At 68.7% G+C, this 21,038-nt stretch carries 21 protein-coding genes; 16 read left to right on the forward strand and 5 right to left on the reverse strand.

Features of this window, described 5'->3' with window-relative positions; genetic code table 11:
* Positions 1–3 precede the first annotated feature (3 nt).
* The 3 genes from aroQ (at position 4) to hrpB (ending at position 3,899) form a co-directional block, all read left to right on the forward strand.
* The gene (gene aroQ, locus ABZS29_RS18525; protein WP_355463411.1) at positions 4–441 is read left to right on the forward strand and encodes a type II 3-dehydroquinate dehydratase; all 438 of its coding nucleotides are present in this window, start codon (positions 4–6) and stop codon (positions 439–441) included.
* A 120-nt stretch (positions 442–561) separates the two neighbouring features.
* A complete protein-coding gene (locus tag ABZS29_RS18530) occupies positions 562–1,266 on the forward strand; it encodes a response regulator transcription factor (protein ID WP_355463413.1) in 705 nt (234 codons plus the stop codon).
* 32 nt (positions 1,267–1,298) lie between these two features.
* Positions 1,299–3,899: an ATP-dependent helicase HrpB gene (hrpB, locus tag ABZS29_RS18535; protein WP_355463415.1), complete on the forward strand. Its 2,601-nt coding sequence runs from the start codon at positions 1,299–1,301 to the stop codon at positions 3,897–3,899.
* Here hrpB and ABZS29_RS18540 read toward each other — a convergent pair.
* Together ABZS29_RS18540 and ABZS29_RS18545 are read right to left on the reverse strand one after the other, a co-directional pair.
* Entirely contained in the window at positions 3,896–4,498 is a 603-nt protein-coding gene (locus ABZS29_RS18540) for an NAD(P)H-binding protein (RefSeq protein ID WP_355463417.1), read from the reverse strand. The genes hrpB and ABZS29_RS18540 overlap by 4 nt on opposite strands.
* Before the next feature lie 2 nt (positions 4,499–4,500).
* Positions 4,501–5,409 carry an EamA family transporter gene (locus ABZS29_RS18545; protein WP_355463419.1) on the reverse strand — a complete coding sequence of 303 codons (909 nt, stop codon included), beginning with the start codon at positions 5,407–5,409 and terminating at the stop codon, positions 4,501–4,503.
* A gap of 73 nt (positions 5,410–5,482) precedes the next feature.
* Here ABZS29_RS18545 and ABZS29_RS18550 point away from each other — a divergent pair, with 73 nt between their 5' ends.
* The gene (locus ABZS29_RS18550; protein WP_355463421.1) at positions 5,483–5,980 is read left to right on the forward strand and encodes a MarR family transcriptional regulator; all 498 of its coding nucleotides are present in this window, start codon (positions 5,483–5,485) and stop codon (positions 5,978–5,980) included.
* 2 nt (positions 5,981–5,982) lie between these two features.
* Entirely contained in the window at positions 5,983–6,816 is an 834-nt protein-coding gene (gene fxlM / locus ABZS29_RS18555; RefSeq protein ID WP_355463423.1) for a methyltransferase, FxLD system, read from the forward strand.
* Here the strand turns inward: fxlM and ABZS29_RS18560 are convergent.
* Positions 6,782–7,507, reverse strand: coding sequence for a hypothetical protein (locus ABZS29_RS18560; protein WP_355463425.1), 726 nt, complete (start codon positions 7,505–7,507; stop codon positions 6,782–6,784). The two genes, fxlM and ABZS29_RS18560, sit on opposite strands and share 35 nt — an antisense overlap.
* Positions 7,508–7,604: 97 nt before the next feature.
* Between ABZS29_RS18560 and efp the strand changes: the two genes are divergently transcribed.
* Positions 7,605–8,168, forward strand: coding sequence for an elongation factor P (gene efp / locus ABZS29_RS18565; RefSeq protein WP_355463427.1), 564 nt, complete (start codon positions 7,605–7,607; stop codon positions 8,166–8,168).
* Between the two features lie 9 nt (positions 8,169–8,177).
* A complete protein-coding gene (nusB, locus tag ABZS29_RS18570; protein WP_355463429.1) occupies positions 8,178–8,588 on the forward strand; it encodes a transcription antitermination factor NusB in 411 nt (136 codons plus the stop codon).
* 245 nt (positions 8,589–8,833) lie between these two features.
* Here the strand turns inward: nusB and ABZS29_RS18575 are convergent, their stop codons facing one another.
* Positions 8,834–9,349 carry a transcriptional regulator gene (locus ABZS29_RS18575; protein ID WP_132166624.1) on the reverse strand — a complete coding sequence of 172 codons (516 nt, stop codon included), beginning with the start codon at positions 9,347–9,349 and terminating at the stop codon, positions 8,834–8,836.
* Between the two features lie 173 nt (positions 9,350–9,522).
* Between ABZS29_RS18575 and pyrR the strand changes: the two genes are divergently transcribed.
* The 9 genes from pyrR (at position 9,523) to ABZS29_RS18620 (ending at position 20,174) form a co-directional block, all read left to right on the forward strand.
* Positions 9,523–10,089, forward strand: coding sequence for a bifunctional pyr operon transcriptional regulator/uracil phosphoribosyltransferase PyrR (gene pyrR / locus ABZS29_RS18580; RefSeq protein WP_355463431.1), 567 nt, complete (start codon positions 9,523–9,525; stop codon positions 10,087–10,089).
* The gene (locus tag ABZS29_RS18585; protein ID WP_355463433.1) at positions 10,089–11,033 is read left to right on the forward strand and encodes an aspartate carbamoyltransferase catalytic subunit; all 945 of its coding nucleotides are present in this window, start codon (positions 10,089–10,091) and stop codon (positions 11,031–11,033) included. Before pyrR ends, ABZS29_RS18585 begins: the two co-directional genes overlap by 1 nt.
* Positions 11,030–12,319, forward strand: a complete 1,290-nt coding sequence (locus ABZS29_RS18590; protein WP_355463435.1) for a dihydroorotase — start codon at positions 11,030–11,032, stop codon at positions 12,317–12,319. The genes ABZS29_RS18585 and ABZS29_RS18590 overlap by 4 nt, the downstream gene beginning before the upstream one ends.
* Positions 12,316–12,807, forward strand: a complete 492-nt coding sequence (locus ABZS29_RS18595) for a hypothetical protein (protein ID WP_355463437.1) — start codon at positions 12,316–12,318, stop codon at positions 12,805–12,807. Before ABZS29_RS18590 ends, ABZS29_RS18595 begins: the two co-directional genes overlap by 4 nt.
* Entirely contained in the window at positions 12,804–13,937 is a 1,134-nt protein-coding gene (gene carA / locus ABZS29_RS18600) for a glutamine-hydrolyzing carbamoyl-phosphate synthase small subunit (protein WP_355463439.1), read from the forward strand. Before ABZS29_RS18595 ends, carA begins: the two co-directional genes overlap by 4 nt.
* A complete protein-coding gene (gene carB, locus ABZS29_RS18605) occupies positions 13,937–17,239 on the forward strand; it encodes a carbamoyl-phosphate synthase large subunit (protein WP_355463441.1) in 3,303 nt (1,100 codons plus the stop codon). Before carA ends, carB begins: the two co-directional genes overlap by 1 nt.
* Entirely contained in the window at positions 17,232–18,260 is a 1,029-nt protein-coding gene (locus ABZS29_RS18610; protein WP_355463443.1) for a quinone-dependent dihydroorotate dehydrogenase, read from the forward strand. The genes carB and ABZS29_RS18610 overlap by 8 nt, the downstream gene beginning before the upstream one ends.
* On the forward strand, positions 18,257–19,099 hold the full coding sequence (pyrF, locus tag ABZS29_RS18615; protein ID WP_355463445.1) for an orotidine-5'-phosphate decarboxylase: 843 nt from the start codon (positions 18,257–18,259) through the stop codon (positions 19,097–19,099). The genes ABZS29_RS18610 and pyrF overlap by 4 nt, the downstream gene beginning before the upstream one ends.
* 106 nt (positions 19,100–19,205) lie before the next feature.
* Positions 19,206–20,174 (forward strand): DUF4037 domain-containing protein, encoded by a 969-nt coding sequence (locus ABZS29_RS18620; protein WP_355463447.1) that lies wholly within the window; start codon positions 19,206–19,208, stop codon positions 20,172–20,174.
* Here the strand turns inward: ABZS29_RS18620 and ABZS29_RS18625 are convergent.
* Positions 20,155–21,003: a LysR family transcriptional regulator gene (locus ABZS29_RS18625; protein WP_355463449.1), complete on the reverse strand. Its 849-nt coding sequence runs from the start codon at positions 21,001–21,003 to the stop codon at positions 20,155–20,157. The two genes, ABZS29_RS18620 and ABZS29_RS18625, sit on opposite strands and share 20 nt — an antisense overlap.
* Positions 21,004–21,038: the final 35 nt, after the last annotated feature.

The following is a 21,038-nucleotide window of genomic DNA, read 5'->3' on the forward strand; positions in this document are numbered from 1 at the left end:
CACGTGAGCGAGACAGTGCTGGTGCTGAACGGGCCGAACCTCGGACGGCTGGGGTCGCGAGAGCCGGAGAAGTACGGGTCGGCGACGTTGGCCGATGTGGCCGCGGAGTGCGAGAAGCTCGGCGCGGAGCTCGGCTTCCGGGTCGAGGTGCGGCAGACCGACGACGAGGCCGAGCTCGTGCGCTGGCTGCACGAGGCCGCCGATGGCCGGATCCCCGTCGTACTGAATCCGGCAGCGTTCACCCACTACTCGTACTCGCTGCGGGATGCGATCGCGCAGCGGACCGCTCCGTTGATCGAGATCCACCTGACCAACCCGGCGACCCGCGAGGAGTTCCGGCACACGAGTGTCGTCGCCGGCGTCGCGACCGGGACGATCGCCGGGTTCGGCCTGGACTCCTACCGACTGGCGCTGCGGGCGCTCGTCAACCTCGACAGCTGACTGGCACAACAAACCTGCCCTTTCGTGCATCAAGGCAGTGAAGGTCCGCTGGGACCGGCCTTTAAGGCTGGCTGAAGGTGCAAGGGCACGATCGGACCGAGACGACTTTGGGGGTTTCGGGTGACTACGGATTCGATCGGTTATGTTGAGCAACGCTTCGGTGGAGCGCCACAGCGGATTCCGGTGTGGGTGAAGGCGCTGGACCCGCTGTCGCAGTTCGGGTTGCAGCACGCGCTCAGACAGCGACCGGAGGTCGCGCTGATCGGTGACGCCGACCTGGCGGCACTGCAAGTGCGGCCGGACCAGGGCAGTACGCCGCCGGTGGTTGCGCTGATCGCGGTCGATGCTCTCGACGCGGCCGCGGTCCAGGTACTCCGGTCGGCGGTTCAGCGGGGTTGCCGCCGTAGTGTGCTGATCGGCGGCACGATCGACGACGACGCGCTGATGACCGCGGTCGAGCTGGGGGTCTCCGGCGTACTGCGGCGGACAGAGGCGACCGCCGACCGGATCGTGCATCTGCTGAAGACCGCGGCCGCCGGTGATGGCAGCCTGCCGGCCGATCTGCTGGGCCGGTTGCTTGGGCAGGTTTCGCGCATGCAGCGGCATGTGATGGCGCCACGGGGGTTGTCGAACACCGGCCTGTCCGACCGCGAGACGCAGGTACTGCGGTTGGTGGCCGACGGCAAGGACACGCAGGAGATCGCGCGGGAGCTGTCGTATTCGGAGCGGACGGTGAAGAACGTGCTGCACGACGTGACCAGCCGGCTGCAACTGCGGAACCGCTCGCATGCTGTTGCGTATGCGCTGCGTGAGGGCCTGATCTGACCGTCGTCGCGCCGGTCGGTTAGCGTCGGGGCGTGTTGCTGCCTGATCTGTCGGTGCCAGGGGCGGATCTGCCTGTCCGGGCGGTGCTGCCCGCAACGGTCGACGCGGTGCGTTCGCACGGTACGGCGGTGCTCGTCGCGCCACCCGGATCGGGGAAGACCTCGCTGTTGCCGCTGGCGTTGGGTGACGCGTTCGAGGGCACGATCATCGTCGCCGAGCCGCGCAGGATGGCGACCCGCGCGGCCGCGGCCCGGCTCGCGACGCTGGTCGGCGAGCCGCTCGGTCAGCGCATCGGTTACGCGATGCGTGGTGAACGCAGCGGCGGCAGCGGACTGCGGGTCGAGGTCGTGACGACAGGTCTCCTCGTACGGCGTCTGCAGCAGAACCCGGAGCTGCCCGGGGTGGCCGCGATCGTGATTGACGAGTGCCACGAGCGGCATCTCGATGCGGATCTGTTGCTGGCGTTCTGCCTTGATATCCGGGCGAATCTGCGCGACGACCTGGCGATTGTTGCCACGTCGGCCACGCCGGACACGGTTCGGTTGAGTCGTGCTTTGGGTAGTGCGCCTGTTGTCACTGCGTCGGCCGCGTTGTTCGACGTGGCGATCGAGTGGGCGCCACCGCCGGTTCCGGTACCGCTGTTGCCGGGTGGGCGGGTCGATCCGCGGCTGCTGGATTACGTCGCGGGCGTCGTACGACGTGCTGTGGCGGAGAACGAGGGGGACGTTCTCGTGTTCGTGCCGGGGGAGGCCGAGATCAACGGGGTGACTCGTCGGTTGGCCGATCAAAACGTGCTGCCGCTGTTCGGGCGTCAGTCGCGGGCGGAACAGGATCGCGCGCTGGCGGCGGGCGCCACTCGTCGGATCGTCGTCACGACGTCGGTCGCGGAGAGCTCGTTGACCGTGCCAGGGGTTCGCGTTGTTGTCGACTCGGGTCTGGCGCGGGAGCCGCGGACCGATCAGTCCCGCGGCCTTGGTGCGTTGGTCACCTGCCGGGTGTCGAAGTCGTCCGCCGAGCAGCGGGCCGGGCGTGCCGGACGGGAGGCGCCCGGGCGGGTCTATCGGTGCTGGTCGGCTACTGATCACGCGCATCTCGACGACCATCCGGCGCCGGAGATCGCGATCGCCGATCTGGCCGCCTTCGCGCTGGACCTGGCGGCGTGGGGAGCGCCTGCCGGCGATGGTTTGACGTTGCTCGAGCAGCCGCCGGCGGCCGCGATGACAGCAGCCACCGAACTGCTCCACCGGCTCGACGCGGTCGACGAGGCCGGCCGCATCACCGAGCGAGGCCGGCGAATGGCCGCCATCGGTGCGCATCCGCGGTTGTCCCGCGCATTGCTGGACGGTACGCCGCGAGTCGGCGCCGATCGCGCCCGCGAAATCGTCGCCATGCTCTCGGATGATTCCGCCCGCGACTTCGGCGACGACCTGCCCGCCCGCTGGCGAGCCCTCCGCCGCGGCGACGACCGCGGAGCCACCGCTCGCTGGCGCGAAGAGGCGAAGCGCCTGGACAGAAGGCCCCTGGGAGCGGACGCCGAGCGCCCGACGGGTGGGGATGTGGAGCGGGCGTCGGGTCGGGACGGGAAGTTGGCGGCGGGTGGGGATGTGGTGCGCGCGGTGGGTGGGGGTGCGAAGCAGGCGTCGGGCGGGCGTGGTGTGCCGGATGACCTTGCGGCGGGGATTGTGGTGGGGCTTGCGTATCCCGACCGGATTGCGCGGGTTCGGGCGGCTGACTCGGCGACGTACCAGATGGCTGGCGGCACGGGTGCTGCGCTGGATCCGCAGTCCCCGTTGCGGACTACGCCTTGGCTGGCGATTGCAGTGGCTGACCGGGCACCCGGTCGGGCCGATGCCAGGATCCGGTCGGCGGCGCCGATCGACGAGCAGACCGCGCGCGACATCGCCGGCGACCTCGTGACGACGACCGACCAGATTCGGTGGGACGACGGGCGCATCGTGACCCGGCGGGTGGAGGCGCTCGGCGCGATCGTGCTCAACGACGTACCGCTGGCAAAGCCTGACCCGCTGCTTGTTCAGGCGGCTGTGCGCGATGGCATCCGCCGCAGCGGTTTGTCCGTACTGCGTTGGTCCGACACAGCGCTCGCCTTGCGGGAGCGGCTCGCGTTCTGTCATGCCCACCTCGGCGACCCTTGGCCCGCGGTCGACGACGAAGCCCTGCTGGCCGATCTCGACGGCTGGCTCGGCACCGAGCTCGCCTCAGTGCGTGCCGCCCGCGATCTCGCCCGCATCGACGTGACGTCGGCGCTCAAGCGGCTCCTGCCGTGGCCGGCGGCCACCCGCTTCGCAGAGCTCGCACCCGAACGCCTGCAGGTCCCGTCAGGCTCCGAAGTGCGTCTCGCGTACGACGGTGTCGAGCCGCCGGTACTCGCGGTCAAGCTGCAAGAGGTGTTCGGCTGGACGGCCACTCCGGCAGTCGCGGACGGCCGTGTCCCCGTCGTACTGCATCTGCTGTCGCCCGCACGCCGTCCGGTCGCGATCACGAGCGACCTCGCCTCTTTCTGGAAGCAGGGCTATCCGCAGGTCCGAGCCGACCTCCGTGCCCGCTACCCCCGCCACCCCTGGCCGGAAGACCCACTCACCGCCGTACCGACCAAGCGCACCAAACCCCGCTAGTAGCCCACCGTGAAGCGGCGGCCGCGGTACTGTCCGCGCTCGGCCTCATCGACCAGCGCGACAGCGAAGTCCTCCATCGACACCGACGACGTACCGTCCGCAGCGACCACGAGCTCGTCCGCACCCAGCCGGTACTGTCCCGTCCGCACACCGGGCTCCAGGAGATCCGGCGGACTGACATACGTCCAGTCGACCTCAGTGGACGCGCGCACCACGGCGTACTGCTCGTTGCAGGCCTCGGCAATCGCACGGTACGCCGCCGGGAAGCCGGGCTGCTCCGCCAGCGTCAGCCCAGTGCCTGGAACCGTCAGACTGCCGGCCCCGCCGACCATGATCAGTCGGATGCCACTGGCTCGCAGTCCGTTCAGAAGGCCCTTGGCAGCTTGGACAAGCTCGTCCTCCCGACCTGCCTGCGGCCTGGTGGCACTGATGACCACATCGTGTCCCTGAGCCAGCTCTGCCACCGCACCTGAGTCCGAGGCATCGCCCTGCCGCTCTCCGGTCCGGCTCACACCAGTGACCTGGTGACCGCGCGTGCGGGCTTCCTGGACGAGACGGCTACCAACTGCACCAGTGGCGCCGAAAACGAGGATGCGCATGATCAGCACCTTCCAGCGGTGGAGACGAGGACAGGAGCAGCGGCCTGCGGGCGAGGCTGACGCTTGGGCAGCTGTGCGGTGATCAGAGCGGCCAGAACGATCAGACCGCCGACCAGCTGGGCAGTGGAGAGCGTCTGGTCGAGCACCAGCCAGCCGAGCAGCGTTGCGACCACCGGGCTGAGCAGTCCGAGGAAGGTGACGTCGGTCGGGCCCAGTGCGCGCAGACCGCGGAACCAGAGCGCGTAGGCGAGGGCAGAGCCGACGATGGTCAGGTAGGCGTACCCGCCGAGGTTGGCCGCGGTCAGGTGAGCCGGCGGCGCACCTTCGACCAGGTACGCGACCGGTAGCAGCACCAGACCACCAGCTACGAGCTGCCAGCCAGTTGTCGCCAGCAGGGGAGCGGGCGAAGCCCACCGCTTACTCAGTACGACGCCGAACGCCATCACGACCGCACCGCCGAGCGCAGCGAGCACGCCCCACAGGTCCAGCCGCGCATCTGCCCGCAGTACCAGCAGACTGACGCCGAACACCCCAGCGATCGCAGCCAGGACCTTCCGCGTCGACAGTCGAACCTTGAGCAGGCCGGTCGACAGCATCATCACCACGAGCGGCTGGATCGCACCGACCGTCGCGGCGACGCCGCCGGGGAGCCGGTAGGCGCCGACGAACAGCAAGGCGAAGAAGGCGCCGATGTTCAGCGTGCCCAGGACCAGCGAGCGCCACCACCAGTGGCCGCGCGGCAGCGTCCGGGTGATCGCGATCAGCAGCAGACCGGCCGGGAGGGCGCGGATGACCGCGGCGAGCAGGGGGCGGTTCGGCGGCAGGAGTTCCGTCGTGACCAGGTACGTCGTACCCCACAGGGCCGGCGTGATCGCGGTGGTGAGCAGCAGAGCCAGTCGATTGTTTAGCACTAAGATAAAGTACCTCAGCGCTAAGCAACTTTCAAGAGTCTCAGCGCTAAGCAATCTGGACTATCGTGGGGACATGCCCGATCACGTCGACCTGATCCTCGAGCAGTGGGCCGAGCAGCGTCCGGACCTGGACGCGTCGCCGATGGCCGTGCTCGGCCGGCTGAAGCGGCTGACGCAGCTCGCCGACACCGAGCTCCGCCGCAACTACGCCAGCCACGACCTGGACTCGGCCTCCTTCGACGTGCTCGCGACACTGCGGCGCAGCAACTCCGAGCATCGCCTCACTCCGGCCGGTCTGATGCGGTCGTCGATGGTCACGTCCGGTGCGATCACCCAGCGCCTGGACCGGCTGGAGGCGCGCGGGCTGGTCAGCCGCAAGCCCAGTGAGACCGACGGACGCGGTGTCGAGGTGACGCTGACCGCTGAGGGACTCCGGCTGATCGACGGTGTGCTGCCAACACACCTGGAGACAGAGGAGCGCCTGCTCGCCGCACTGTCCAAGGCCGAGCGCGAGCAGTTGGCGGAGACCCTACGGACACTGCTCGAATCGCTCGGCGACAGAACGGACTGATGATGCCCGCGCGCAACGACGACCCAGCCCGGGCTGTCTCCTTGCGCGCGAAGCTCACTCAGTACCTGGTTGCCCAGGGGACGATTCGCGACGAGCGGGTGGCTGCTGCGTTCCAGGCGGTGCCACGGCATGTGTTCGTGCCGCGTGTACCGCTCAAAGTCGCGTACGCCGATGACGTCGTACTGATGAAGCGCGACGCCGAAGGCATGGTGATCAGCTCGGTGTCACAGCCGAGCATCATCGCGGTCATGCTCGAGCAGGCGGCGATCCGGCCGGGTGATCACGTGCTGGAGATCGGCTCCGGCGGCTACAACGCCGCACTGCTCCGGGAGCTCACCGGTACGACGGGAGTCGTGACCACCGCCGACATCGATCCGGATGTGGTCGCCAGAGCTCGCCAAGGCCTCACCAGAGCCGGGTACGACGATGTCCGCGTCGTGCAGGCGGATGGCGAGTTCGGCGTGCCCGAGGGGGCGCCGTACGACCGCATCCTGGTGACGGCGTCCGCTTGGGACATTCCGCCGGCCTGGGTCGACCAGTTGCGGCCCGGCGGGCGCATCGTCGTACCGCTGCGGTTAGGGCGTCAGACGCGGTCGGTGGCGTTCGAGGAGGTGCGCGGACACCTGGAGAGCTCGTCGGCCGTCGTGTGTGGTTTCGTCACCATGCAAGGCGCCGGTGCGCACCCGGACGACGACGTACCGGAGTTGAAGGCCTGGCAAGGATCCAAGCTGTCGATCCAGGCGCATCGGATCGGTGCGGAGTTGCCGCCGGGCTTCCATCTGATCCGGCGGCATCACGTCTTTACTGTGCGCCGGTTGGACGCGGTGGGTTCCTGACCGTCTGCCAGAGCTCGTCGATGTCGGAGCGGTCGCCGGGCTCCGGGGTGTCCACCCAGCCGCTGGCCCAGGTGTTCTGCTCCTCGTCCAGGGCGAAGAGCGACTCGGAGAAAGCGGCCGAGCCGACGTACCGCGTCTCTTCCTCGACGGGCTTACTCGCCGTCTCGGTGGGCTTGGCAGCGGCCGGTGCGACCAGGTTGCGTGCATAGGCCTGGGCTTCGAGCAGTCCCAGATCCAGCTCGTCCGACAGCAGCCGGACCGCGCCCACCTCGTTGCCGGCCTTCATCTGCTCGCGCACGCGCGCATCGAGATTCGGCTTCGGCTGCGGCCCACGCTGCTGGTACGTCGGCTGGTACGTCGGCTGGTACTGCTGGGGCGGCGCGAACTGCGGCTGCGCCGGCTGGCCCGGGTTGGCCCACTCACCAGGGTGCGCATGCTGACGACCAGCCTGCATCAGCGCCTGCAGCGCGGCCCCGGCCTGCTGACTACCGGAGACCTGGCCCTGCTGAGGTCCCGGCTGCGTGAACTGCCCCTGGAACTGGATCGGCTGATTGCCGCCCTGCTGCGCCTGGATCCGCTCGATCAGCTTCTGCACGCGCGGGCTCGGAGCGCCGTTCGTGCCACGCTGTTTCGTGGCGGCGCTCACGATCGCGACGACCACCATGATCACGACAAAGATCGCGAACTCCACGCCCGGCCTCCTTGCGAGTGGCGGCGAGTCGGAGGAAACGGTCCCTGACCGCTACAATCCGGTGTTACCGCTGATCGAAATTGAAGGGTATACCCGCGTGGCTTCGACGAACGACCTCAAGAACGGCATGGTGCTCAACCTGGATGGGCAGCTGTGGTCTGTCGTCTGGTTCCAGCACCACAAGCCCGGCAAGGGCGGTGCGGTCATGCGCACCAAGCTCAAGAACGTGCTCAGCGGCAAGGTCGTCGACAAGACCTTCAACGCCGACGTCAAGGTCGAGGTGGCCAACGTCGACAAGCGCGACATGACCTACCTGTACAACGACGGCGGCTCCTACGTCTTCATGGACAGCTCGACCTACGAGCAGGTGAGCATCGCTCCCGAGGTCGTCGGCGACGCCTCACACTTCCTGCTGGAGAACCAGGACGCCATCGTGGCGGTCCACGAGGACCTCCCGCTGTACGTCGAGCTGCCGGCCTCCGTCGAGCTCCTGGTGGAGTACACCGAGCCCGGCCTGCAGGGCGACCGCTCGACCGGTGGCACCAAGCCGGCCAAGCTCGAGACCGGGTACACGATTCAGGTCCCGCTGTTCCTGACCACCGGCGAGAAGGTCAAGGTGGACACCCGGACGGGCGACTACCTCGGCCGCGTCACGTCCTGACCCGCGGCGATGTCTGCCCGGAGCAAGGCCCGTAAACGGGCACTGGACGTCCTGTTCGAGTCCGAGGTCAGGGGCCTGCCGGTCGGCGGCACCCTGGCCGACCGGCTCGAGGACAACGACCCGCCGGTGAACGAGTTCACCGTCGCCCTGGTCGAGGGCGTCGCCAAGAACATCGCCGCGATCGACGACCTGCTGTCGGCCCACTCGGTGGGCTGGACGCTGGACCGGATGCCGGCCGTGGACCGCAACGTGCTGCGGATCGGCGCCTACGAGCTCCTGTACGACGACCAGGTGCCGGACGTGGTCGCGGTGAGCGAGGCGGTGGCGTTGGCGCGGGACCTGTCGACCGACGAGTCCCCGGCGTTCGTGAACGGGCTGCTGGCCCGGCTGCTGCAGCTCAAGCCGACACTCGGCATCTGACGCTGCAGGGTGCGAGGGGGGCGAGCCCTCTGTTTCTCCTCAGTGGCCCGGTGACCGTCTCGGTACGGTCCCGGGCCGGCGCTTGCTACCCGTTGTCTTGATGGCTCGGGGGGAACGGCCCCGGCCTCGGCCGGCAGGTGAGGTGGTGTCCTGCCGATCAGGTACCGCGGTGGTGCTGGTACTGCGGTCGAGCGAGCGAGGGCGGCCGCGGGCAAGCTGCTACGAGCCCCGACCGACTACGCCGCTCAGGCGCCGGCAGCCTCGGTGGTTTCCTCGACGTCACCCTTCGCCTCGGGGTTCAGAACTCCCCAGGAGATGAAGCGCTCGGTCAGAGTCGTCGGCGACTCGTCGTAGATGACCGCCAGGGTGCGCATGTCGTCCTGACGGATCGACAGCACCTTGCCGTTGTAGTCGCCCCGCTGCGCCTGGATGGTGGCTGCGTAACGGGTCAGCGGACCCGCCTCGCCGGCGTCCAGGTGATGCAAGGCTTCCAGGTCGAGGATCAGCCGGGGCGGAGCAGCGGCAGCCGCTGCGGCCTTGGCCGAACCCGGGAGCAGTTCGCCGACCGGAACGCCGTAGAAATCGGCGAGCTCGGCGAGCTTCTGGACGGTGACCGCACGGTCGCCACGCTCGTACGAGCCGACGACGACGGCCTTCCAGCGGCCCTTGGACTTCTCTTCGACGCCGTGCAGCGACAGACCTTGCTGCTGGCGGATGGCGCGTAGCTTGCCGCCCAGTGTCTTCGCGTATTCGCTAGGCACTCTGGTACTTCCCTCCGACTAGTTTCTCGAAACCCCCCTCGATTACACAGAGTAACAATATTCCGGGCCAGAGGCCAGAGTCAAGACGGCGTGTCACATCCGATACCATGTCAAGCGGTCCGAACGTCCTTTAAAGACCTGTCCCGAGAGGCAGGAAAGGAGGAACGGTAGCGATGAGCCCTGCCCCGGTACCCGTACCGCGCACAGTGCTGGATGCTTCCGACATTTCCCGGGCACTGACCCGGATCGCGCACGAGATCCTCGAGCGCAACCGGGGTGCCGACCCCGTCGTACTCCTCGGCATTCCCACCCGCGGGGTGGGCCTGGCCGCCCGCATCTCCGAGCGGATCGCGGCGGTCGAAGGTCAGAGTGTGCCCACAGGGTCACTCGATGTGACGATGTACCGCGACGACATCGGCCTCAAACCGGCCCGCGCGCTGGAGCACACCGACATTCCACCCGGTGGAATCGACGGCAAGGTCGTGGTCCTGGTGGACGACGTGCTGTTCTCCGGCCGCACCATCCGCGCGGCGCTCGACGCGATCGGCGACATCGGCCGGCCGAAGGCGGTCCAGCTGGCCGTCCTGGTCGACCGCGGCCACCGCGAGCTGCCGATCCGCGCCGACTACGTCGGCAAGAACCTGCCCACCTCGCTGGTCGAGCGGGTCACCGTGCACCTCACCGAGTACGACGGCGCTGACGCCGTACTGATCGCGGACAAGACGGGAGCGGCGGTCTGATGCGCCACCTACTGAGTGCCGGCGACCTGAGCCAGGACGAGGCGAACCTCATCCTCGACACCGCCGAGGAGATGCGGTCGCTGGCCGACCGGCCGATCAAGAAGCTGCCGGCCCTGCGCGGCCGGACCGTGGTGAACCTCTTCTTCGAGGACTCCACCCGGACCCGGATCTCGTTCGAGGCGGCGGCCAAGCGGCTGTCGGCCGATGTGATCAACTTCTCCGCCAAGGGCTCGAGCGTGAGCAAGGGTGAGAGCCTGAAGGACACCGCGCTGACTCTGCAGGCGATGGGCGCCGACGGCGTCGTCTGCCGGCATGGCTCCTCCGGGGCACCGCACCTGCTCGCCACCTCCGGCTGGATGACCGGCGCGGTCGTGAACGCCGGCGACGGCACCCACGAGCACCCGACCCAGGCGCTGCTCGACGCCTTCACGATGCGCCGCCACCTCGGCTCGCTGGACGGCCGCCGGATCACGATCGTCGGCGACGTCCTGCACTCCCGGGTCGCGCGCTCCAACGTGTTGCTGCTGGCAACGCTCGGCGCCGAGGTGACCGTAGTTGCCCCGCCGACCCTGCTGCCAGTCGACATGTCGCTCTGGCCCTGTACGACGTCGTACGACTTCGACTCGGCGCTGGCCAAGAGTGACGCGGTGATGATGCTGCGCGTCCAGCGCGAGCGGATGGGCGACGCGTACTTCCCGAGCGCCCGCGAGTACACCCGGCGCTACGGCCTGGATGTGCACCGGATGGCGCAGTTGCCCGACGAGGCGATCGTGCTGCACCCCGGCCCGATGAACCGCGGCATGGAGATCAGCGCCGAGGTGGCCGACTCCACCCGCTCAGTGATCGTCGAACAGGTCACCAACGGCGTGGCCGTCCGGATGGCCGTCCTTTATCTGCTGTTGTCAGGTAGCAACGAAACGACTTCTGAGGAGCCCACCGCATGACCGCGTATCTCATCACCGGTGCCAAGATCCTGGGCGGTGACGTCGCGGACCTGCTGATCGACAACGGCGAGATCGTTGCAGTCGGCACCAACCTCGAGGTACCGGAAGGTGCCGAAACAATTGATGCAACCGGTCTGATCGCTCTGCCGGGGCTTGTGGATCTTCACACCCACCTGCGCGAGCCGGGCCGTGAGGACGCGGAGACCGTGCTCACCGGAACCCGCGCGGCGGCGCTGGGCGGGTTCACCGCAGTCTTCGCGATGGCCAACACCGATCCGGTCGCCGACACCGCGGGCGTCGTCGAGCAGGTCTGGCGGCTGGGCCGCGAAGCCGGGTACGCCGACGTCTTCCCGATCGGCGCGGTCACGGTCGGCCGCCAGGGCACGCAGCTCGCCGAGCTCGGCGCGATGGCGGATTCGGCGGCCCGGGTCCGGGTCTTCTCCGACGACGGCGACTGCGTCTGGGACGCCGCGCTGATGCGTCGCGCGCTGGAGTACGTGAAGGCCTTCGGCGGCACGATCGCCCAGCACGCGCAGGAGCCGCGCCTGACCAAGGGCGCCCAGATGAACGAGGGAGCACTCTCCGGCGTTCTCGGACTGACCGGCTGGCCGAGTGTCGCCGAAGAGGCGATCATCGCCCGCGACATCCTGCTGAACCACCATGTCGGCTCCAAGCTGCACATCTGCCACCTCTCCACCAAGGGCTCGGTCGACATCGTCCGGGCCGCCAAGCGGCGCGGGCTCGAGGTGACCGCCGAGGTCACCCCGCACCACCTGCTCCTCACCGAGGACCTGGCCAGCACGTACAACCCGGTCTTCAAGGTGAACCCGCCGCTGCGCACCAAGGAGGACGTCGAGGCGGTCCGCGAGGGCCTGGCCGACGGCACCATCGACATCGTCGCCACCGACCACGCGCCGCACCCGGTCGAGGACAAGGACTGCGAGTGGAGCGCGGCGGCGTTCGGCATGCTCGGTCTGGAGACCGCTCTCTCGGTGGTTCAGCACGCGATGGTCGACACCAAGCTGCTGACCTGGGCCGAGGTCGCCGACCGGATGAGCTACCGGCCGGCCGCGATCGGCCAGATCAGTGACCACGGTCAGCCGCTGGTCGCCGGCGCCCCGGCGAACGTCGTACTGGTGGATCCGGCGGCGCAGCGCGAGATCCGTTCGGCCGAGTCGGCGTCGCTGTCGCGGAACACGCCGTTCGACGGAATGACGCTGCCGGGCAAGGTGGTCGCGACGTTCCTCCGCGGCGAGCCGACCGTGCTGAACGGACAAGCCAAGTGAAGACAGTTCTGGGTATCGCCGGCACGATCTTGGTGATCGCCGCCGCGTACTTCGGCATGTACCGGGGCTGGCGGAACCGCCAGGCCCGGCAGTCCGCGCTGGCACCGCTGCCCGAGGTGCCGGCCGACACCACCCGCGGCGTCGAGGGCGTGTACGTCGCGACGACGAGTGCCGGCGACTGGATGGACCGGATCGCCGTGCACGAACTGGGCGTCCGCAGTACCGCGGACCTGGCCGTCATCGAGGACGGCCTCATCTTCCATCGGCAGGGTGCGGCGGATGTCTTCATCCCCGCCGGCCACCTGACCGCCGTCCGGACCGACCGCGGGATCGCCGGCAAGGTGACGGCGGAGAAGTCCGGCCTGGTGGTGGTCACCTGGAGCCACGACGGGCGGGAGCTGGACACCGGCTTCCGGCCCCGGCGCAAGGCCGACACCGAACCCCTGACCGCATCCATCGCAACTCTGATCGGAGCCGCGCAATCATGAGCCAGCCTGCCCACACACCGGCGCTGCTGGTCCTGGAGGACGGCCGGTCGTTCGCCGGTACGTCGTACGGAGCCACCGGCGAGACCTTCGGCGAGGCGGTGTTCACCACCGGCATGACCGGCTACCAGGAGACGCTGACCGACCCCTCCTACCACCGCCAGATCGTCACCCAGACCGCGCCGCACATCGGCAACACCGGCGTGAACGACGAGGACGACGAGTCGAACAAGATCTGGGTCGCCGGGTACGTCGTCCGCGACCCCGCCCGCGTCCCGTCCAACTGGCGCGCCACGCGCTCGCTCGACGACCAGCTGAAGTCGCAGGGCATCGTCGGGATCTCCGGGATCGACACCCGCGCCCTGACCCGGCACCTGCGCGAACGCGGCGCGATGCGGGCCGGGATCTCCACCGAGGTCCTCGACCCCGCGCAGCTGCTGACCAAGGTGCTCGAGCAGCCGGCGATGGCCGGCTCCGACCTCGCCGCCCAGGTCACCACCGCCGATACGTACGTCGTACCGGCCGAGGGGGAGAAGCGGTTCACCGTGGTGGCCCTCGACCTCGGCATCAAGGCGATGACGCCGAAGCGGATGGCCGAACGCGGTATCGAGGTGCACGTGATGCCGGCCACCGCGTCGCTCGACGAGGTGCTGGCGGTCAACCCGGACGGCATCTTCATGAGCAACGGTCCGGGCGACCCGGAGACCACCGAACACCCGACCACGCTGCTGAAAGAACTGCTGCAGCGCGGCAAGCCGTACTTCGGGATCTGCTTCGGCAACCAGGTCTTCGGCCGGGCACTCGGACTGGGCACCTTCAAGCTCAAGTACGGGCACCGCGGGATCAACCAGCCGGTGCTCGACCGGGCGACCGGCAAGGTCGAGATCACCGCGCAGAACCACGGGTTCGCGGTCGACGCGCCGATCGACTCGGTGGTGGAGACACCGTACGGGACCGCTGAGGTGTCGCACGTCTCGCTCAACGACAACGTGGTCGAGGGCCTGAAGCTGACTGGTCAGGACGGGAAGCTCCTGGCGTTCTCTGTGCAGTACCACCCCGAAGCGGCAGCAGGGCCTCACGATTCGGCCTACCTGTTCGATCGCTTCGTCGAGTTGATGGAGGGGCGGGCCTGATGCCACGTCGTACAGATATCGAGTCAGTCCTCGTCATCGGCTCCGGCCCGATCGTGATCGGGCAGGCCTGCGAGTTCGACTACTCCGGCACCCAGGCCTGCCGGGTGCTGCGCGAGGAGGGGTTCCGGGTCATCCTGGTCAACTCCAACCCCGCCACGATCATGACGGACCCCGAGTTCGCCGACGCGACCTACGTCGAGCCGATCACGCCCGAGTACGTCGAGAAGGTGATCGAGAAGGAGCGCCCGAACGCGCTGCTGGCCACGCTCGGCGGCCAGACCGCGCTGAACGCGGCGATCGCGCTGCACGACAGCGGCGTCCTGGAGAAGTACGGCGTGGAGCTCATCGGCGCCTCGGTCGACGCGATCCAGCGCGGTGAGAACCGGGAGTCGTTCAAGCAGATCGTCGAGAAGCTCGGCGCGGAGACCGCCCGCTCGGTCATCTGCCACACGATCGACGACGTGCTCGGCGCGGCCGAGCAGCTCGGCTACCCGCTGGTGGTCCGGCCGTCGTTCACGATGGGCGGCGTCGGCTCCGGCATGGCGTACGACGAGGCCGACCTGACCCGGATCGCCGGGGCCGGTCTGCACGCCTCGCCGACCACCGAGGTGCTGATCGAGGAATCGATCCTCGGGTGGAAGGAGTACGAGCTGGAGGTGATGCGCGACAAGGCCGACAACGTCGTGATCATCTGCTCGATCGAGAACGTCGACCCGATGGGCGTGCACACCGGCGACTCGGTCACGGTCGCCCCGGCGATGACGCTGACGGATCGCGAGTACCAGATCATGCGCGACCTCTCGATCGGCATCATCCGCGAGGTCGGCGTCGACACCGGTGGCTGCAACATCCAGTTCGCGGTGAACCCGGCCGACGGCCGGCTGATCGTGATCGAGATGAACCCGCGGGTGTCGCGTTCGTCGGCGCTGGCGTCGAAGGCGACCGGCTTCCCGATCGCGAAGATCGCCGCGAAGGTCGCCATCGGCTACACCCTCGACGAGATCCCGAACGACATCACCCAGCAGACGCCGGCCAGCTTCGAGCCGGTGCTCGACTACGTCGTGGTGAAGGTGCCGCGGTTCGCGTTCGAGAAGTTCCCGGCCGCGGACGCCACACTGACCACGCACATGAAGAGCGTCGGCGAGGCGATGGCGATCGGCCGTAACTACACCGAGGCGCTGCAGAAGGCGCTGCGGTCGCTGGAGAAGCCGGAGGCCCGATTCAGCTGGGCCGGCGAGCCTGCAACCGATCTCCAGCCGCTCCTCGATGCCATCAAGACGCCGCAGGACGGCCGGCTGCGGATCATCATGGACGCGATCCGGGCCGGTGCGACGCCGGAGCAGATCTTCGAGAACACCCGGATCGACCCGTGGTTCGTGGACCAGATGTACCTGATCCACGAGACCGCCCTCCAGGTTGCCGCCGCGCCGCGGCTGACGCCAGACATCATCAAGCTCGCCAAGCGGCACGGGTTCTCTGACCTGCAGCTGGCCGAGATCCGCGACCTGACCGAGGACGTCGTCCGCGGTGTGCGGCAGGCGCTCGGGATCCGGCCGGTCTACAAGACGGTGGACACGTGTGCGGCCGAGTTCGCGGCCACGACGCCGTACCACTACTCGTCGTACGACGAGGAGAGCGAAGTGGCGCCGCGGGAGACCCCGGCGGTACTGATCCTCGGCTCGGGTCCGAACCGGATCGGGCAGGGCATCGAGTTCGACTACTCGTGTGTGCACGCGTCGATGGCACTGCGCGACGCGGGCTACTGCACGATCATGGTCAACTGCAACCCGGAGACGGTCTCGACCGACTACGACACCTCCGACCGGCTGTACTTCGAGCCGCTCACCTGCGAGGACGTCCTCGAGATCGTGTACGCCGAGATGCAGGCCGGCCCGGTCGCCGGAGTGATCGTGCAGCTCGGCGGCCAGACCCCGCTGGGCCTGGCACAGCGGCTCGCGGATGCCGGCGTACCGATTGTCGGTACGTCGCCCGCCGCGATCCACCTCGCTGAGGAGCGCGGCGCGTTCGGCAAGGTGCTCGAGGCCGCCGGACTGCCGGCGCCGAAGCATGGGACCGCGCTCTCTCCCGCGGAGGCGCATGTCGTCGCCGAGGAGATCGGGTTCCCGGTGCTCGTCCGGCCGTCGTACGTGCTTGGCGGGCGCGGCATGGAGATCGTCTACAGCGCTGACGAGCTTTCGGCCGCGCTGGAGCGGTTGGGTGGCGGCGACAGCTTCGAGCACCCGGTGCTGATCGACCGCTTCCTGGATGACGCGGTCGAGATCGACGTCGACGGGCTCTTCGACGGTACCGAGCTGTTCCTGGGCGGCGTGATGGAGCACATCGAGGAGGCCGGGGTGCACTCCGGTGACTCGTCCTGCGCCCTGCCGCCGATCACGCTCGGGAACGCCGACATCGAGAAGATCCGGAAGTCGACCGAGGCGATCGCCCGCGGCGTCGGCGTCCAGGGCCTGCTGAACGTGCAGTACGCGTTGGCTGGGGACGTGCTCTACGTGCTCGAGGCGAACCCGCGGGCGTCGCGGACGGTGCCGTTCGTGTCGAAGGCCACGGCGACGCCGCTGGCCAAGGCCGCGGCCCGGGTGATGCTCGGGGCAACGATCGCCGAGTTACGCGCCGAAGGGATGCTGCCTGCTACCGGCGACGGCGGCACGCTGCCGCCGAACGCGCCGATCGCGGTGAAGGAAGCCGTGATGCCGTTCAACCGGTTCCGGACCATCGACGGCCGGTCGGTCGACACGGTGCTCGGGCCGGAGATGCGCTCGACCGGTGAGGTGATGGGCTTCGACGACACCTTCGGGATCGCCTTCGCGAAGTCGCAGGCCGGGGCGTCGCAGCCGCTGCCGGGGTCCGGCAAGGTGTTCGTGTCGGTCGCGAACCGGGACAAGCGGCACATGATCTTCCCGGTCAAGCGGCTGGCCGATCTGGGCTTCCAGATCTACGCCACCGAAGGGACTGCGGACGTGCTGCGGCGCAACGGTGTCGACGCGGTGACGGTTCGCAAGAGCAGCCAGGGCCCCGGCCCGAATGGCGAGCCGACGATCGTGCAGATGGTCCAGGATGGTGAGCTGAACCTGATCGTCAACACGCCGATCGGCATCACCCAGGGCGGTTCGCCGCGACTCGACGGCTACGAGATCCGATCCGCGGCGGTGGCGCGCAACATCCCGTGCATCACCACGGTGCAGGGGCTGGCGGCCGCCGTACAGGGGATCGAGGCGCAGCAGAGTGGTGGCATCGGTGTCCGGTCGCTGCAGGACTGGGTGCCGAGGATCCTCGGTGTATAGATCACTGGTCCGGCCGGTGCTGTACCGGCTGGGCAAGGGTGACGCGGAGATCGCGCACGAGCAGACGCTGCACGGCCTGCGTCGGCTCGGGCGCGTTCCCGGCGCGGTGAGCGCTCTCTCGCGATCCTTCGGAGCGATCCCGGCGGGTGCGGCGCGGACGGTCTTCGGGATTCGGTTCCCGGGGCCGGTCGGGCTGGCGGCCGGGATGGACAAGAACGGTGTCGCGCTGCCTGCTTGGCGGGCGCTCGGCTTCGGGTTCGTCGAGGTCGGCACAGTGACTGCTGTGCCGCAGCCGGGCAACGAGAAGCCGCGGCTGTTCCGGCTGGTCGAGGACGAGGCCGTGATCAACCGGATGGGGTTCAACAACCTCGGTTCGGCGGCGCTGGCCGAGCGGCTGGAGGGGTACGGGCCGCTCGGGTATCCGCTCGGCGTCTCGATCGGCAAGTCGAAGGTGACCCCGCTCGACAAGGCCGTCGACGACTACGTGATGTCGCTGCGCCGGCTCTACCAGTACGGCGACTACTTCGCGGTCAACGTGTCGTCGCCGAACACGCCGGGACTGCGGTCGTTGCAGGACGCCGGCCAACTCCGGGAACTGCTGAGCGCATTACATGCGGAAGCTGCATCTTTGGGTGCTGTGAAACCAATTCTGGTGAAGATCGCGCCCGATCTCACCCCGTCGGCGATCGACGAGTTGTTGCAGGTCTGCACCGACGTCGGCGTCGCCGGGATCATCGCGACCAACACGACCATCGGGCGGCCGGGGGTGGAGAACCATCCGCTCGCGTCCGAGGCCGGTGGGTTGTCCGGTCGGCCGCTGACCGAGCTCGCGGCCAAGACGGTCGCGCACATTCACGCGGAGACGCAAGGAGCGCTGCCGATCATCGGGGTCGGCGGGATCCTCGATCCGGACGACGCTCAGCGGCTGCTCGATGCCGGTGCCAGCCTGGTCCAGGTCTACTCGGGCCTGATCTACCGCGGCCCCGGCCTGATCCGACGTATCAACAGGAGGCTGTCATGAGCAACGAACCCTTCGGTACGCGGCTCCGCGCCGTGATGGATGCGCGCGGTCCGTTGTGTGTCGGCATCGACCCGCACCAGCATCTGCTCGACCAGTGGGGCCTGCCGGACACCGCCGAGGGCCTCGCATCGTTCACGTACGGCGTGGTCGACGCGCTGGCCGAGCGGGTCGGGGTCTTCAAGCCGCAGTCCGCGTTCTTCGAGCGGTTCGGGTCGGCGGGCGTCGCCGTACTGGAGCAGGCCACGATCCGGCTGCGCGAGGCCGGTGCGCTGGTGATCATCGACGCGAAGCGCGGCGACATCGGTACGACGATGGCCGGCTACGCGGCGGCGTACCTGGCCGAGAAGGGGCCGCTGGCGTGCGATGCGCTGACGGTCAGCCCGTATCTCGGCTTCGGTTCGCTGCAGCCGGCGATCGACGAGGCCCGGGCCGCCGGTGCGGGATTGTTTGTGCTGGCGCTGACGTCGAACCCGGAGGGGCCGCAATTCCAGTCCGCGCGGACCACTGACGGTCCGACGGTCGCGGGTGCGGTTCTGGACGGACTGCGTGCGCTCAACGACGCGGACGGTGCTGCCTTCGGGTCGTTCGGCGCGGTCGTCGGCGCGACGATCTCGCCGACTGATGAGGATCTGGACATCCGCGGTCCGCTGCTGGCCCCGGGACTTGGTGCGCAGGGCGGGACCGCCGAGGCGCTGAAGGCCGTCTTCGGTGAGGCTGCGGCGCGGAACGTCGTACCGTCGAGCTCGCGGGAGATCCTGGGCGCCGGTCCGGACGCGGCCGGTCTGCAGGCGGCGGCCGATCGGGCCAACGACGCGTACCGAACAGTCCTTGGCTATTAGCGGTATTTCACGATAGAATAAGCACCGTGAGAAAGGCGCGATGAATTTCGCGCCTTTTTCGTATTTCTCTTGAAATCCCGTCGCCGCGCGTGCGATCTTCGTCGGCATGGGGATTTCCGGGATCGAATTGTGCCGTCGTTTCTACGCCGAGATCGTCGGGCCGCAGTTGTCGGTTCCGCACAGTGCCGCGTTGCTCGGCCGGGGGTCGGAGGTGCTCGGGTACGACGACGAGATGTCGACCGACCACAACTGCGAAGCGCGGGTCGTGCTGTTCGTCGACGACCCGGCCGCGGTCACCGTCGAGCTGCCGGAGAAGTTCCTCGACCGCAGCACGCACCTCGAGAAGCACACCGTCACGGGCTTCTTCGTCGAGCAGCTCGGGTTCGACCCGGCGGCCGGGATCGCAGTCGAGGACTGGTTGGCCGTGCCGGAGCAGCATCTCGGCATCCTCACCGCCGGCGAGGTGTTCCACGACGACCTCGGCCTGCAGGCCGTGCGGGACCGGCTGGCCTATTACCCGGACGACGTCTGGCGCTATCTGCTGATCGCCGCCTGGTGGCGCGTCCATCCCGAACTCAATCACGTCGGCCGGACGGGATATGTCGGCGACGAACTCGGGTCCGGTCTGGTCGCGGCGACACTGGTCGAGAATCTGATGCGGGTGTGTTTCCTGATCGAACGCCGCTACCCGCCGTACGTGAAATGGTTCGGTACGGCGTTCGCCCGGCTGGACTGCGGTCCCGAACTGGTGCCGCTGCTGCAGGCGGTGCTCCGCACCGGCAACTGGCAGGATCGCGACCAGGCGCTGCAGCTCGCCTATCGGGCGATCGGCGAGCTGTACAACCGCAGCGGGATCACCGAGCCGGTCGAGCTCGGGCTCGAGGACATGTTCGGGCGGCCGTTCAAGACCGTCTGGGGAGACTTCCCGAGAGCGCTCGCCGACACGATCTCCGACCCGCGGGTGAAGGCGATCGCGCAGCGCTGGCCGGCGGGCGGTATCGAGCGGATCCGCGACGTGGTCTGGAAGCCGGCCGATCGGCTCGCCGCGACCGCCTTCATCCGTACAGCGTCGTGAGGAGGTCGGCGGCGGCTTGGGTGGCGGGGTGCGGGTCGTGGCGGTGCCAGATGAGGTGGACGTCGACCGGGGGAGCGTCACGCAAGCGGCGGTAGACGATGCCGTCACGCCGGTACTGCGTGGTCGTGGCTTGAGCGGTGACTCCGACACACCGCCCGGAGGCAATCGCGGTGAGCCAGTCGTCCACATCCTGAGTGAACTCGATCCGCGGCCGAGCGTCCGCAGGCCAGAGGTCGATCGTCGTGCTCCCCGTACGCCGGTCAATGCTCAGCACGCGGTCGCGGAGTTGCTCGAGCGTCACCGTGCGCTTGCGGACCAACGGATCGTCGGCGGGCAGAGCGACGTACCGGTCCTCCTGAGCGATCGTGATGTGCGCGAACCGGCGCAGATCGAGCTGTGTCCGCACGACGGCCAGATCACACAGCCCCTCGGCCAGCCCGCCGGTCGTGGTGTTCGTGCGGACGAGTTGCAGCTCGACGCCAGGATGTTCGGCGGCCCACCGCCGCTGGAACTCAGCCGTATGGCGCCCAAGCGCCGACCAGGCATGCCCGAGCCGCAACCGCGTATGACCGCTAGTTGCCTCGCGCACCAATTCGTCCACCTCAGCCAGCACCTGCCGAGCCCGCGCCAACACCCGCACGCCCGCACTCGTCGGCGTCACCGACCGGCTCGTCCGATGCAGCAGCCGCACGCCCAACCGCCCCTCCAGCGCCAGCACGTTCCGCGACACCGCCGCCTGGCTGATCCCCAGCTCGATACCCGCGTCGGTAAATGTCCCCGTCTCCGCCACAGCCACCAGACACCGCAACTGCCGGAGCTCCACATCCATAACCCCAGCGTATAGATCCGCCGCCACCGCATTTT

The organism is Kribbella sp. NPDC005582 (genome assembly GCF_040605415.1).
GTDB lineage: Bacteria > Actinomycetota > Actinomycetes > Propionibacteriales > Kribbellaceae > Kribbella.

Excerpts from the sequence above, each read along its gene's own strand:
- ABZS29_RS18540 (WP_355463417.1), bottom strand. The coding sequence starts at position 4,498 with ATGCGCATCCTCGTTTTCGGCGCCACTGGTGCAGTTGGTAGCCGTCTC.
- ABZS29_RS18550 (WP_355463421.1), top strand. The coding sequence starts at position 5,483 with ATGCCCGATCACGTCGACCTGATCCTCGAGCAGTGGGCCGAGCAGCGT.
- fxlM (WP_355463423.1), top strand. The coding sequence starts at position 5,983 with ATGCCCGCGCGCAACGACGACCCAGCCCGGGCTGTCTCCTTGCGCGCG.
- nusB (WP_355463429.1), top strand. The coding sequence starts at position 8,178 with ATGTCTGCCCGGAGCAAGGCCCGTAAACGGGCACTGGACGTCCTGTTC.
- pyrR (WP_355463431.1), top strand. The coding sequence starts at position 9,523 with ATGAGCCCTGCCCCGGTACCCGTACCGCGCACAGTGCTGGATGCTTCC.
- ABZS29_RS18585 (WP_355463433.1), top strand. The coding sequence starts at position 10,089 with ATGCGCCACCTACTGAGTGCCGGCGACCTGAGCCAGGACGAGGCGAAC.
- ABZS29_RS18590 (WP_355463435.1), top strand. The coding sequence starts at position 11,030 with ATGACCGCGTATCTCATCACCGGTGCCAAGATCCTGGGCGGTGACGTC.
- carA (WP_355463439.1), top strand. The coding sequence starts at position 12,804 with ATGAGCCAGCCTGCCCACACACCGGCGCTGCTGGTCCTGGAGGACGGC.
- carB (WP_355463441.1), top strand. The coding sequence starts at position 13,937 with ATGCCACGTCGTACAGATATCGAGTCAGTCCTCGTCATCGGCTCCGGC.
- pyrF (WP_355463445.1), top strand. The coding sequence starts at position 18,257 with ATGAGCAACGAACCCTTCGGTACGCGGCTCCGCGCCGTGATGGATGCG.
- ABZS29_RS18620 (WP_355463447.1), top strand. The coding sequence starts at position 19,206 with ATGGGGATTTCCGGGATCGAATTGTGCCGTCGTTTCTACGCCGAGATC.
- ABZS29_RS18625 (WP_355463449.1), bottom strand. The coding sequence starts at position 21,003 with ATGGATGTGGAGCTCCGGCAGTTGCGGTGTCTGGTGGCTGTGGCGGAG.